At 65.9% G+C, this 13,678-nt stretch carries 13 protein-coding genes; 10 read left to right on the top strand and 3 right to left on the bottom strand.

Features of this window, described 5'->3' with window-relative positions; genetic code table 11:
• The 6 genes from HWW87_RS13640 (at position 1) to lpxC (ending at position 6,217) form a co-directional block, all read left to right on the top strand.
• A complete protein-coding gene (locus tag HWW87_RS13640; protein ID WP_175820622.1) occupies positions 1–942 on the top strand; it encodes a D-alanine--D-alanine ligase in 942 nt (313 codons plus the stop codon).
• Positions 943–962: 20 nt separating this feature from the next.
• A complete protein-coding gene (locus HWW87_RS13635; protein ID WP_006477014.1) occupies positions 963–1,715 on the top strand; it encodes a cell division protein FtsQ/DivIB in 753 nt (250 codons plus the stop codon).
• Between the two features lie 26 nt (positions 1,716–1,741).
• Complete coding sequence (gene ftsA, locus HWW87_RS13630) at positions 1,742–2,974, top strand: cell division protein FtsA (protein WP_006487138.1); 1,233 nt, start codon at positions 1,742–1,744, stop codon at positions 2,972–2,974.
• 193 nt (positions 2,975–3,167) lie between these two features.
• A complete protein-coding gene (ftsZ, locus tag HWW87_RS13625) occupies positions 3,168–4,364 on the top strand; it encodes a cell division protein FtsZ (RefSeq protein WP_006477012.1) in 1,197 nt (398 codons plus the stop codon).
• A gap of 188 nt (positions 4,365–4,552) precedes the next feature.
• Entirely contained in the window at positions 4,553–5,059 is a 507-nt protein-coding gene (locus HWW87_RS13620; RefSeq protein ID WP_011544504.1) for a peroxiredoxin, read from the top strand.
• A gap of 240 nt (positions 5,060–5,299) precedes the next feature.
• The gene (gene lpxC / locus HWW87_RS13615) at positions 5,300–6,217 is read left to right on the top strand and encodes a UDP-3-O-acyl-N-acetylglucosamine deacetylase (RefSeq protein ID WP_011544505.1); all 918 of its coding nucleotides are present in this window, start codon (positions 5,300–5,302) and stop codon (positions 6,215–6,217) included.
• Positions 6,218–6,300: 83 nt separating this feature from the next.
• On the opposite strand, the gene HWW87_RS13610 is transcribed toward lpxC, so the two are convergent.
• Entirely contained in the window at positions 6,301–6,777 is a 477-nt protein-coding gene (locus tag HWW87_RS13610; RefSeq protein WP_006487136.1) for a DUF721 domain-containing protein, read from the bottom strand.
• A 256-nt stretch (positions 6,778–7,033) separates the two neighbouring features.
• On the opposite strand from HWW87_RS13610, the gene secA reads away from it, so the two are divergent.
• The 4 genes from secA to HWW87_RS13590 all read left to right on the top strand — a co-directional run bounded on the left by secA (position 7,034) and on the right by HWW87_RS13590 (position 12,547).
• Positions 7,034–9,832, top strand: a complete 2,799-nt coding sequence (secA, locus tag HWW87_RS13605; RefSeq protein WP_174386151.1) for a preprotein translocase subunit SecA — start codon at positions 7,034–7,036, stop codon at positions 9,830–9,832.
• Positions 9,833–9,976: 144 nt separating this feature from the next.
• A complete protein-coding gene (argJ, locus tag HWW87_RS13600; protein ID WP_175820621.1) occupies positions 9,977–11,218 on the top strand; it encodes a bifunctional glutamate N-acetyltransferase/amino-acid acetyltransferase ArgJ in 1,242 nt (413 codons plus the stop codon).
• 19 nt (positions 11,219–11,237) lie between these two features.
• Positions 11,238–12,107, top strand: a complete 870-nt coding sequence (locus HWW87_RS13595; RefSeq protein ID WP_175820620.1) for an ATP-binding protein — start codon at positions 11,238–11,240, stop codon at positions 12,105–12,107.
• A complete protein-coding gene (locus HWW87_RS13590) occupies positions 12,104–12,547 on the top strand; it encodes an NUDIX domain-containing protein (protein WP_175820619.1) in 444 nt (147 codons plus the stop codon). Before HWW87_RS13595 ends, HWW87_RS13590 begins: the two co-directional genes overlap by 4 nt.
• Before the next feature lie 58 nt (positions 12,548–12,605).
• Here the strand turns inward: HWW87_RS13590 and HWW87_RS13585 are convergent, their stop codons facing one another.
• Together HWW87_RS13585 and zapD are read right to left on the bottom strand one after the other, a co-directional pair.
• Positions 12,606–12,806, bottom strand: a complete 201-nt coding sequence (locus tag HWW87_RS13585) for a DNA gyrase inhibitor YacG (protein ID WP_174429978.1) — start codon at positions 12,804–12,806, stop codon at positions 12,606–12,608.
• A 28-nt stretch (positions 12,807–12,834) separates the two neighbouring features.
• Entirely contained in the window at positions 12,835–13,590 is a 756-nt protein-coding gene (gene zapD, locus HWW87_RS13580; RefSeq protein ID WP_012327858.1) for a cell division protein ZapD, read from the bottom strand.
• Between the last annotated feature and the right edge of the window lie 88 nt (positions 13,591–13,678).

The raw sequence follows: 13,678 nt of genomic DNA, 5'->3' as shown, positions 1-13,678 counted from the left end.
ATGAGCGGGATCGATCCGAAACGTTTCGGCAAGGTGGCGGTGTTGTTCGGCGGCGAATCCGCCGAGCGCGAGGTGTCGCTGACCTCGGGCCGCCTCGTGCTGCAGGGCCTGCGTGACGCGGGCGTCGACGCGCATCCGTTCGACCCGGCCGAGCGGCCGCTGTCGGCGCTGAAGGACGAAGGCTTCGTGCGCGCGTTCAACGCGCTGCACGGCGGCTACGGCGAGAACGGCCAGATTCAGGGCGCGCTCGATTTCTACGGGATCCGCTACACGGGCAGCGGCGTGCTCGGCTCGGCGCTCGGCCTCGACAAGTTCCGCACGAAGCTCGTGTGGCAGCAGACGGGCGTGCCGACGCCGCCGTTCGAGACGGTGATGCGCGGCGACGACCTGGCCGCGCGCGCGGCCGACATCGTCGCGAAGCTCGGCCTGCCGCTGTTCGTGAAGCCGGCGAGCGAAGGCTCGAGCGTCGCGGTGCTGAAGGTGAAGACGGCCGACGCGCTGCCGGCCGCGCTCGCGGAAGCCGCGACGCACGACAAGATCGTGATCGTCGAGAAGAGCATCGAAGGCGGCGGCGAATACACCGCGTGCATCGCCGGCGATCTCGACCTGCCGCTGATCAAGATCGTGCCGGCCGGCGAGTTCTACGACTACCACGCGAAGTACGTCGCCGACGATACGCAGTACCTGATCCCGTGCGGCCTGCCGGCGGAACAGGAAGCGGAACTGAAGCGCATCGCGCGCCGCGCGTTCGACGTGCTCGGCTGCACCGACTGGGGCCGCGCGGATTTCATGCTCGACGCGGCCGGCAATGCGTATTTCCTGGAAGTGAACACGGCCCCCGGGATGACCGACCACTCGCTGCCGCCGAAGGCCGCGCGCGCGGTCGGCATCGGCTATTCGGAGCTGGTCGTGAAGGTGCTGTCGCTCACGCTCAACGACTGACGCAGGAACGGAAACGACGTATGTGGAACAACGTTCGCCAACTCAACCTTGCCGCCAGCGCGCTGTACGCGCTGCTGCTGCTCGTGTTGGCGGCGGCCGGCTGCTACTGGCTGATCCAGCGCCCGACGTTCGCGCTGCGGGAAATCCGGATCGACGGCGACACCGAGCACATCAATTCGCCGACGGTGCGCGCGGGCGTGGTCGGCCGGCTGAAGGGCAATTTCTTCACGGTCGATCTCGATACGGCGCGCGCGGCGTTCGAGCAGATGCCGTGGGTGCGTCACGCGAGCGTGCGCCGGGTATGGCCGAATGCGCTGGCTGTCACGCTCGAGGAGTACAAACCGCTCGGGACCTGGGGCAGCGATCAACTGGTGAGCGTGGACGGCGAGCTGTTCACCGCGAACCAGGGCGAGCTGGAGCAGGAGCTGCCGGCGTTCGACGGCCCGGAAGGCAGTGCGAAGGAAGTCGTCACGCGGTATCGCGACTTCGGGAAATGGTTTGCGCCGCTGAAGGCGGCGCCGGAAGAAGTGACGCTGTCGGCGCGGTACGCGTGGACGGTGAAGCTGTCGAACGGCATGCAGGTCGAGCTGGGCAAGGAGCGCAACAGCGACACGTTGCACGACCGGAGCCAGCGTCTGGTCGCTGCGTGGCCGGCCGTCACGGAGCGTTGGGGCAACGACATCGAGTACGCGGACCTGCGTTATCCGAACGGATTCGCGATTCGCGCGGCAGGCATGCGGTTCCTGACCGATACCGACAAGCGCAAGAAGTAACGAGAGATCACACGCAAGAGCACTTTATGAGCAAAGACTACAAGGATCTGCTGGTTTCCCTCGACATCGGCACGTCGAAGGTGGTGGCCATCGTCGCCGAGCTGAAGGGCGAGGGTCACTACGAGGTGATCGGTCTCGGCCAGAGCGAGTCGAAGGGTCTGAAGAAAGGTGTGGTGGTCAACATCGAGGCCACCGTGCAGTCGATCCAGCGCGCGCTCGAGGAAGCCGAGCTGATGGCCGACTGCAAGATCACCAACGTGTTCACGGGGATCGCGGGCAGCCACATCCGCAGCTTCAACTCGAGCGGGATGGTCGCGATCAAGGACAAGGAAGTCACGCAGACGGACGTCGCGCGCGTGATCGAGACCGCGAAGGCGATCAACATCCCGACCGACCAGCAGGTGCTGCACATCCTCACGCAGGAATTCATCATCGACGGCCAGGAAGACGTGCGCGAGCCGATCGGGATGAGCGGCATCCGGCTGGAAGTGAAGGTGCACATCGTGACGGGCGCGGTGAGCGCCGCGCAGAACATCGTCAAGTGCGTGCGCCGCTGCGGGCTGGAAGTGAACGACCTGATCCTGCAGCCGCTCGCGTCGTCGCTGGCGGTGCTGACGGAAGACGAGAAGGATCTCGGCGTGGTGCTGGTCGACATCGGCGGCGGCACGACGGACATCGCGATCTTCGCCGAAGGCGCGATCCGCCACACGGCGGTGATCCCGATCGCCGGCGACCAGATCACGAGCGACATCGCGATGGCGCTGCGCACGCCGACGCCGGATGCGGAGGACATCAAGGTCGGCTACGGGATCGCGAAGCAGGCGCTCGCCGATCCGGACGAAATGGTGGAAGTGCCGGGCCTCGGCGAACGCGGCCCGCGCACGCTGTCGCGCCAGGCGCTCGCGGCCGTGATCGAGCCGCGCGTCGAGGAACTGTTCTCGCTCGTGCAGCAGGTCGTGCGCGAATCGGGTTACGAAGAACTCCTGAGCTCCGGCGTGGTCATTACCGGCGGCGCTTCGATGATGCCGGGCATGGTCGAGCTCGGCGAAGACATTTTCCTGAAACCGGTGCGCATCGGCGCGCCGGAATATGCAGGCGGCCTCTCCGACGTCGTGCGCAATCCGCGCTACTCGACGGCGATGGGGCTGCTCGTCGAAGGCAGTGCGCAGCGCATGCGCGGCCGCAAGGTCGCCGTGCAGTCCGGCAACGCGGGGCAGGTGTTCTCGCGGATGAAGGAATGGTTCCTGAGCAATTTTTAAGTACCCCCACGGCTCGGCATGCCGAGCCTGCCCCCCGAGGGGGCCAAGAAAACTTGGGGCGGCCCGGCGTTTTCTTGGTGACGTAACGAATCGAAATTCGCGCTGGTGCCGGCGGCTGGCGCGCGACAGGGGGTTGCCCGATCTCCTGCCGAATAACGGCCGAGTAGCAGTCATTCTCTTGACGGAGGCAACAATGGAATTCGAAATGCTGGAAACCGAAACCAACGGCACCATCATTAAGGTGGTCGGCGTTGGCGGCGCTGGCGGCAATGCCGTCCAGCACATGATCAACCGCGGCGTGCAGGGCGTCGACTTCATCGTGATGAACACGGACGCCCAGGCGCTGTCGCGTTCGCGCGCATCGTCGGTGATCCAGCTCGGCAACACGGGTCTTGGCGCCGGTGCGAAGCCGGAAATGGGCCGTGCGGCAGCGGAAGAAGCACGTGAGCGCATCGCCGACGCACTGCGCGGCGCGCACATGGTGTTCATCACGGCCGGCATGGGTGGTGGCACGGGCACGGGCGCGGCACCGGTGGTCGCGCAGATCGCGAAGGAGATGGGCATCCTGACGGTCGGTGTCGTCAGCAAGCCGTTCGAGTTCGAAGGCGGCAAGCGCATGCGTGTCGCCGAAGCAGGCTCGCAGCAACTGGAGGATCACGTCGACTCGCTGATCGTCGTGCTGAACGACAAGCTGTTCGACGTGATGGGCGACGACGCCGAGATGGACAAGTGCTTCCAGTGCGCGGACGACGTGTTGAACAACGCGGTGGCGGGTATCGCGGAAATCATCAACGTCGACGGCCTCGTGAACGTCGACTTCGAAGACGTGAAGACGGTGATGGGCGAGCAGGGCAAGGCGATGATGGGCACGGCGACGGTCGCCGGTGTCGATCGCGCACGCCTCGCGGCGGAACAGGCCGTGGCGAGCCCGCTGCTCGAAGGCGTCGATCTGTCGGGTGCGCGCGGCGTGCTGGTCAACATCACGTCGAGCCGTTCGCTGCGCCTGTCGGAAACGCGCGAAGTGATGAACACGATCAAGAGCTACGCGGCGGAAGATGCGACGGTGATCTTCGGTGCGGTGTACGACGACGCGATGGGCGATGCGCTGCGCGTGACGGTCGTGGCGACGGGTCTGGGCCGTGCGGCGAAGAAGCAGCAGTCGGCTCCGATGACGCTGCTGCGCACCGGTACGGACAACCAGCCGGTCAGCGCGGTGTCGCACGGCTATGCGCAGCCGCATCACGTCAGCACGGCCGACTACGGCGCGCTCGATACGCCGGCGGTGTGGCGCAATTCGCGCGAAACCGCGGCATCGCACGTGCAGGCGCTGCAGGAGAAGGGTGTCGACACGTACGACATCCCGGCTTTCCTGCGCAAGCAGGCTGACTGACGCAAACACAGGCGAAGCCGCGGCGAAACTGCCGCGGTATCGCCGGCGTGACGGATGCTACGGACCACGACAGGCCGCGTCGGATGCGACGCCGGGCCGGGAAAGGTGCCCTCTTCGCGTGAGCGGAGCGGGATGGGCCGTGCTGTCCGCAACACGCTGAAAAACCGTATCGCTATGAGGGACCAGCCATGATTCAAGTGGGCGACGCGCTGCCCGACGCGCAATTGTTCGAGTTCATCGACGACGCGCGCGAAGGGTGCACGCTGGGGCCGAACGCCTACAGCGTGCGCGACCAGGTTGCGGGAAAGCGGGTGGTGATCTTCGGATTGCCGGGCGCGTTCACGCCGACCTGCTCCGCGCAGCATGTGCCGGGCTACGTCGAGCACGCCGAGCAACTGCGCGCGGCGGGGATCGACGAGATCTGGTGCGTGTCCGTCAACGACGCATTCGTGATGGGCGCATGGGGACGTGATCTGCACACCGCGGGCAAGGTGCGCATGATGGCGGACGGCAGCGCGGCTTTCACTCATGCGCTGGGGCTGACGCAGGATTTGTCCGCGCGTGGCATGGGAATTCGTTCCCTGCGCTACGCGATGGTGATCGACGGCGGTGTGGTCAAGACGCTGGCCGTCGAGGCGCCGGGCAAATTCGAAGTGAGCGATGCGGCGAGTGTTCTCGCGACGTTGACGTCCTGATCGTGCGGTGTGCCGTTGCCTTCCGGCAACGCTGCTCACCGGCCTCAGGGCAGTTGTAACACGGGCTGATGACCGGAAACGCCTCCGTTCCGGGCATCGGCCCGTCCCGTATCGGCGCGGGTAAACTGTCGAAACAGATTGATACGCAGTTTCAGACAGCGGCGAATAGGGAATTACGCTATAATCCCGCCTATCGAATATAACTCCTGATTGATATCTTCAATCAAGACGAAGAAGACCATGTTGAAGCAGCGCACCATCAAATCCATCGTGAAGACCGTGGGTATCGGTGTCCACTCGGGCCGCAAGATCGAGCTGACGCTCCGTCCCGCCGCGCCCGGCACGGGCATCGTCTTTTCACGCGTCGACCTGCCCACGCCGGTCGACATTCCCGCATCGGCGATGTCGATCGGCGACACGCGGCTCGCATCGGTGCTGCAGAAGGATGGCGTGCGCGTGTCGACGGTCGAGCACCTGATGTCCGCGTGTGCGGGTCTCGGCATCGACAACCTGTATGTCGACGTGACGGCCGAGGAAATCCCGATCATGGACGGCAGCGCGGCCACGTTCGTGTTCCTGATCCAGTCCGCCGGCATCGAGGAGCAGAACGCGCCGAAGCGCTTCATCAAGGTGACGAAGCCGGTCGAGATCCGCGACGGCGACAAGTTCGCGCGTCTCGATCCGTATTTCGGCTTCAAGCTGAAGTTCTCGATCGACTTCCGCCACCCGGCCGTCGACAAGACGGGCCAGGAGCTCGAAGTCGATTTCGCGACCACGTCGTACGTGCGCGAGATCGCGCGTGCGCGCACGTTCGGCTTCGCGCACGAAGCCGAGATGCTGCGCGAGATCGGCCTGGCGCGCGGCGGCAGCATGGACAACGCGATCGTGCTCGACGAGTACCGGATCCTGAACAACGACGGGCTGCGCTACGACGACGAGTTCGTGAAGCACAAGATGCTCGACGCGATCGGCGATCTGTACGTGATCGGCCACCCGCTGCTGGCGTCGTACACCGCGTACAAGTCGGGCCACGGCCTGAACAACGCGTTGCTGCGCGAGCTGCTCGCGCACGAAGACGCGTACGAGATCGTGACGTTCGACGATCCGCAGGCTGCGCCGAAAGGGTTTGCGTTCGACGCGCAGACGGCCTTCGCGTGACCGGCGTTCGTTACCGCAAGCGATAAAAAAGCGACCCTCGGGTCGCTTTTTTGTTGGTTGGCCGCCGCCGGCGGCCGGTGCGGTCAACGCGGCTTCGCGCCGTGCCGTGCCGCCATCCGCGCGAGCGCGGCCTGCAGCGGCGACGGTTCGAGGTGATCGGCGAGGTCGCGCAGCGCGGCGGCGCCGGCCGAGGTCATCCGCGCCTGCTTCACGTGCGGCGGCTCCGGCGCGTCCTTCGGCCGCACGCGCACGCGCAGCGTGGTCACGGGCCAGCCGCGCTTCTGGAGATCGCCGAGCAGCCGCACTTCGACCTGTCGCAGCCGTGCGGCCAGCGCATTGTGCGCGGCAAAGAGGGTCAGGGTGCCGTCCTTGATGAAACCCGGTTCGACGTGATTCGCCAGATAGTCGGGCAGGCATGCGCCGAGGTCGCGCTGCAGCGACGCGATCTGCTCGACGCCGGCGCGCAGCGCCGCGAATGCGTCGGTACGACCGAGCACTTCGGACACGGGTTGCGGGCGATAGGCGGCGAGCGGGCCGAAACGCTTGGAAAATCGGTTCATCGAGGCTTTCTTCGAGCGCGCACGCGCGCGGACGTTGCGGCCGATTGTACCCGCGCCGGCCCGCGTACGGGCGGCTTTCGCCCCTGTCCGCCCGGCCTAGGCACGCAATGCCCGTCCGGCCGGGACGCAGGCGCACGCGTTCCCGCGTGCTAAAATTCAACGTTTGAGTCCACTAATTCGCTAAGCCGCCGAGGCTCGGGCGCCGGGGCGCGCAACACGCGCCGGGCGCCGGTGCTGCGACGCAGGATCCGATCCGATGACAACCGGTTTTCTCCAGAAAATTTTTGGCAGCCGCAACCAGCGGCTCGTCAAGCAATACCAAAAGACCGTCGCGACGATCAATGCGCTCGAAACGCAGATCGAGAAGCTGACGGACGACCAGTTGCGCGGCAAGACGGATGAATTCCGCCAGCGGGTCGCGGCCGGCGAGTCGCTCGACAAGCTGTTGCCCGAGGCCTTCGCGGTCTGTCGCGAGGCGAGCCGCCGCGTGCTGAAGATGCGGCACTTCGACGTGCAGATGATCGGCGGCATGGTGCTCCACTACGGCAAGATCGCGGAAATGCGCACCGGCGAGGGCAAGACGCTCGTCGCGACGCTGCCCGTGTACCTGAATGCGCTGGCCGGCCGCGGCGTGCACGTCGTGACCGTCAACGATTACCTCGCGCAGCGCGACGCCGAATGGATGGCGCGCCTCTACAACTTCCTCGGTCTGTCGGTCGGCATCAACCTGTCCGGCATGGAGCACGACCAGAAGCAGCAGGCCTACGCGGCGGATATCACGTACGGCACGAACAACGAATTCGGCTTCGACTACCTGCGCGACAACATGGTCTACGAGACCGACGCGCGCGTGCAGCGGGCGCTGAACTTCGCGGTCGTCGACGAAGTGGACTCGATCCTGATCGACGAAGCGCGGACACCGCTGATCATTTCGGGCCAGGCCGAGGATCACACCGAGCTGTACGTGCGGATGAACGCACTGCCGCCGCTGCTCGAGCGCCAGATCGGCGAAGAGAAGGCTGACGGCACGGGCGTCGAGAAGCCGGGCGACTACACGCTCGACGAGAAGGCGCGCCAGGTGTTCCTGACGGAATCGGGCCACGAGAAGGCCGAGCGCCTGCTCGCCGAATGGGGCCTGATCGGCGAGGGCGAGAGCCTGTACGCGCCGCAGAACATCACGCTGATGCACCACGTGTACGCGGCGCTGCGCGCCCACACGCTGTTCCACAAGGATCAGCACTACGTCGTGCAGAACGGCGAAGTGGTCATCGTCGACGAATTCACGGGCCGCCTGATGGCGGGCCGCCGCTGGTCCGACGGCCTGCACCAGGCGGTCGAGGCGAAGGAGCACGTGAAGATCCAGAGCGAGAACCAGACGCTCGCGTCGATCACGTTCCAGAACTACTTCCGGATGTACGCGAAGCTGGCCGGCATGACCGGTACCGCGGACACGGAAGCGTACGAATTCAACGAGATCTACGGCCTCGAGACGGTCGTGATCCCGACCAACCGCCCGCCGAAGCGGATCGACAAGCAGGACCAGATCTACAAGACGGCCAAGGAGCGCTACGACGCGGTGATCCGCGACATCCGCGACTGCTACGAGCGCGGCCAGCCGGTGCTGGTCGGCACGACGTCGATCGAGAACTCCGAACTGCTGTCGCACCTGCTGAAGCAGGCCGGGCTGCCGCACGAAGTGCTGAACGCGAAGCAGCACGAGCGTGAAGCGGCGATCGTCGCGGAAGCCGGCCGTCCGAACCGCGTGACGATCGCGACCAACATGGCCGGTCGCGGTACCGACATCGTGCTCGGCGGCAACGCCGAGAAGCAGGCTGCGTTCATCGAGGCCGACGATGCGATCCCGGCCGACGAAAAGGCGCGCCGCATCCAGAAGCTGCACGACGAGTGGGAAACGCTGCACGAGCAGGTGAAGGCCGCGGGCGGCCTGCACATCATCGGCACCGAGCGCCACGAATCGCGCCGGATCGACAACCAGCTGCGCGGCCGTGCGGGCCGTCAGGGCGATCCGGGCTCGTCGCGCTTCTACCTGTCGCTCGACGATCCGCTGCTGCGCATCTTCGCGGGCGATCGCGTGCGCTCGATCATGGATCGCCTGAAGATGCCGGAAGGCGAGGCGATCGAAGCGGGCATCGTCACGCGGTCGATCGAATCGGCGCAGCGCAAGGTCGAAGCGCGCAACTTCGACATCCGCAAGCAGCTGCTCGAATACGACGACGTGTCGAACGACCAGCGCAAGGTGATCTACCAGCAGCGCAATGAACTGCTCGAAGCGCACGACATCACCGAGACGATCACCGCGATGCGTCACGGCGTGATCACCGAAGTCGTCCGCCAGTTCGTGCCGGAAGGCAGCATCGAGGAGCAGTGGGACGTGCCGGAGCTCGAGGAAGCGTTGCGCAACGACTGGCAGCTCGACCTCGCGATCCAGGAAATGGTGAACGAGTCGTCGTCGATCACGACCGACGAGATCCTCGACGCCGTGATGACGGCCGCCGACGAGCAGTACGAGGCGAAGGTCGCGATGGTCGGCCGCGAATCGTTCAGCGCGTTCGAGCGCTCGGTGATGCTGCAGACGGTCGACCGCCTGTGGCGCGAACACCTCGCGGCGCTCGACCACCTGCGCCAGGGCATCCATCTGCGCGGCTATGCGCAGAAGAACCCGAAGCAGGAGTACAAGCGCGAGGCGTTCGAGCTGTTCGCCGCGATGCTCGACGCGATCAAGCAGGAAGTCACGCGCATCGTGATGAACGTGCAGATCCAGTCGCCGGAACAGCTCGAGGAAGCGGCCGAGCAGATCGAGGAGCGTAGCGGCCATCTCGAGAACGTCGAATACCAGCACGCCGACTACGCGGACGCCGGCGCGCCGGTGGCGAACGTCACGGCAGCCGCGGCGGCCGCGGCGACGGCCGACATGGTCGGCAGCGCGATGACGCACAGCGGCCCCGGCGGCGAAATGCCGAAGGTCGGCCGCAACGACCCGTGCCCGTGCGGCAGCGGCAAGAAGTACAAGCAATGTCACGGGAAGCTGTCATGATCGGCGGCGGCACGCGTCACGCGTGCCGCGTCGTTCATCGCTTCGAGTCAGTGATGTGAGTTGTGGCGGCCCGCGCGTGCGGCCGCCGGTTCTTCCAATCGATGCCGGCCCATGCCGGCATTTTCCATCCGGCAGGTGTGCCCCATGGCTGTCAATTTTCCGTCGATCGATCCCGCCCAACTGCATCCCGTCGCCGGCGTCACGCTCGGCTGGGCGGAAGCGAACATCCGCAAGCCGAATCGCAAGGACGTGCTGGTCATCTCCGTCGACGAAGGCGCGACGGTCGCGGGCGTGTTCACCGAAAACCGTTTCTGCGCGGCGCCGGTCACCGTCTGCCGCGAGCATCTGGCGAAGGTGCGTGCGGGCGGCGCGGGCATCCGCGCGCTGGTCGTGAATACGGGCAATGCGAACGCGGGCACCGGCGAGCCGGGCCTCGTGAACGCCCGCGAGACCTGCACGGAACTCGCGCGTCTCGCGGGCATCGAGCCGGCGCAGGTGCTGCCGTTCTCGACCGGCGTGATCCTCGAGCCGCTGCCGATCGACCGCCTGAAGGCCGGCTTGCCGGCCGCGCTCGCGAACCGCAAGGCCGCGAACTGGTTCGACGCCGCGCAGGCGATCATGACGACCGACACGCTGCCTAAGGCCACCTCGCGCCAGGTGACGATCGACGGTCACACGGTCACGCTGACGGGCATCAGCAAGGGCGCGGGCATGATCAAGCCGAACATGGCGACGATGCTCGGCTTCCTCGCGTTCGATGCGAACGTCGCGCAGCCGGTGCTCGACACGCTCGTGAAGGAAGTCGCCGACCGCTCGTTCAACTGCATCACGATCGACGGCGACACGTCGACGAACGACTCGTTCATCCTGATCGCGTCGGGCAAGAGCACGCTGCCCGCGATCACGTCGACCGATTCGCCGGCCTATGCGGCGCTGCGCGACGCGGTGACGGAAGTCGCGCAGGCGCTGTCGCAGCTGATCGTGCGCGACGGCGAAGGCGCGACGAAATTCATGACGGTGCAGGTCGAAGGCGGCAAGAGTGTCGCCGAATGCCGCCAGATCGCGTACGCGATCGGCCATTCGCCGCTCGTGAAGACGGCCTTCTACGCATCCGACCCCAACCTTGGCCGAATTCTCGCGGCGATCGGCTATGCGGGCGTCGCGGATCTCGACGTCGGCAAGATCGACCTCTATCTCGACGACGTGCTCGTCGCGAAGGCCGGCGGCCGCAACCCCGCCTACCAGGAAGAGGACGGCCAGCGCGTGATGAAGCAGAGCGAGATCACGATCCGCGTGCTGCTCGGCCGTGGCGACGCGCAGGCGACCGTCTGGACGTGCGACCTGTCGCACGATTACGTGAGCATCAACGCGGACTACCGCTCCTGATCGGGAGCGCTCGAACGACATGGACAAGCTTGAACAGTTTCTGACGCGCGCGGAAGCGCTGCTCGGCCGTCTCGAAGGGATGCTGCCGCCCGCACCGGCGGCCATCGACTGGAACGCGGCCCACGCGTTCCGCTGGCGCAAGCGCCAGGGGCGCGGTTACCTGCAGCCGGTGCCGGCCGTGTCGTCGATCACGCTCGACGACCTGCACAACATCGATCGCCAGAAAGCGCTGATCGACCAGAACACGCGGCAGTTCGTGCAGTGCAAGCCGGCCAACAACGTGCTGTTGACCGGCGCACGCGGTACCGGCAAGTCGTCGCTGATCAAGGCGTGCCTGAATGCGTACGCGAACGACGGGCTGCGCCTGATCGAAGTCGACAAGGACGACCTGCACGATCTCGGCGACATCGTCGACCTGATCTCGCAGCGTCCGGAGCGGTTCATCGTGTTTTGCGACGACCTGTCGTTCGAGGATGGCGAATCGGGCTACAAGGCGCTGAAGGTCGCGCTCGACGGGTCGATCGCCGCGCAGTCGGACAACGTGCTGATCTACGCGACGTCGAACCGCCGCCATCTGCTGCCCGAGTACATGAGCGACAACGAGTCGTACAAGCATCTCCCGGACGGCGAGATTCACCCCGGCGAAGTCGTCGAGGAGAAGATCTCGCTGTCGGAGCGCTTCGGCCTGTGGGTCAGCTTCTATCCGTTCAAGCAGGACGACTACCTCGACATCGTCGCGCACTGGCTGCGTCACTTCGGCTGCCCGGATGCGGAGATCGAGACGGCACGCGGCGACGCGCTGGTGTGGGCGCTCGAGCGCGGTTCGCGCTCGGGCCGCGTCGCATGGCAGTTCGCGCGTGACTGGTCGGGTCGCAAGGAGCAGGCATGAGCGCGGATCGGGCACAGGGCGCCGTACGGGCGCCGGACGGCCGCAAGGTGACGGAAGTCGCGGTCGGCGTGATGGTGCAGCCGGACGGCAGGTATCTGCTCGCGCAACGCCTGCAGGGCAAGCCGTATGAAGGTTACTGGGAGTTTCCGGGCGGCAAGCTGGAGGCCGGCGAAAGCGTCGAGGACGCGCTGGCGCGCGAGCTGCACGAGGAACTCGGCATCGAAGTCACGGCCAGCCACCGCTGGCACATGCTCGAGCACGATTATCCGCACGCATATGTGCGGCTCTATTTCTGCAAGGTGACCGGCTGGACGGGCGAGCCGCACAGCAAGGAAGGGCAGGCGTTCGTGTGGCAGCAACTGCCGGTCGAGGTCGCGCCGTTGCTGCCGGCGGCGCTGCCGGTGCTCGAACTGCTCGAGAAGGAAGCGGCGTCGCACTGACGCCGCAGCGGCCTGCCGGAAAGGCGGGCCATATCGCGGGTGGCCGGCGTTGCGCCGGTCAGCTGTCGCGACGGCCGTCCGTGCCGTCTTCTTCCGACGACGGGCCCTCGTCGGAGGCGCCTCCGATCCGGTACTTTTCCGCGGCCCATGCGCCGAGGTCGAGCTGCTTGCAGCGGGCCGAACAAAACGGGCGGAACTGATTTTCAGGCGTCCAGCGCACTTGGGCGCCGCACGACGGACATTTCACGACGGTAGTCATACGAAAGCATCGATCCGGCACGCGGCCGTTACAGATTACACAGTGTCAGATGGAACGGCACGTCGATGTCCACCGCGCGCGGCCGCACATCGCCGTCCTGCATGGTGAACCGCACCCACAACATGTATTTGTTGGCGCTCGCTTCGGGAATGACGCGCAACTCCGGCGGCACCCGTACCTGCATCAGCTGGTAGCTGCGGCCGGACAGCATCTGCTGGTAGCTGCCCTGCATCGCCATGACCTTCGACGCCTGACCCGATTCGCGCGCGAGCCGCAGCACGATCGCCGCGGCGTCACGCAACGGCAGCATCGGCAGGATCCACTTCGCGATGTCCTGGCGCCGCTGCTCGGCGGGCCACTGCTGCCACGCGTAGTACGACGGCAGGTCGAACTTGCACGTCCCGCCCGGAATTACCGCGCGGCTGCGGATGCTGGCGAGCCACTCGTTGTCGACGAGGTGCTGGCCGGTCTTGCCCTGCATCTGCGCGAGATTCGCGAGCGTCTGCTCGATTTCACCGAGCACGGCTTCGAGCGCGTTCTGCTCGATGCCCGGATTGCCGCGAAAGGGGGCGAGCGTCTGGCGTTGACGTTCGAGCTCCTTCATCAGATCCGATTTCAGGTCCGCGCGGCCCGTTACCTCGGCGATTTCGAACAGCGTCGTCAGCGCGACGTGGTGTTCACGCGGGTCCTCCTGAGCCAAAAAGAACGCGAAGCGCTCGAACAGATCTTCGAGACGCAACAGCGTGCGAATTCGCTCGTTGAACGGATACTCGTAAAGAATCAAGCGCGCTCGCCTCTTGGGTAGGGATTGAAACAATGAAGGACATTCTAATGCCCCCTCTCTACCCTAGCAACGCGCCAATTTCGTACAC

It is taken from the genome of Burkholderia sp. BCC0419 (assembly GCF_902830285.1).
Taxonomy (GTDB): Bacteria; Pseudomonadota; Gammaproteobacteria; order Burkholderiales; family Burkholderiaceae; genus Burkholderia.
The sequence above is the reverse complement of the archived record's forward strand: the minus strand, read 5'-3'. Positions and strand labels throughout refer to the sequence as shown.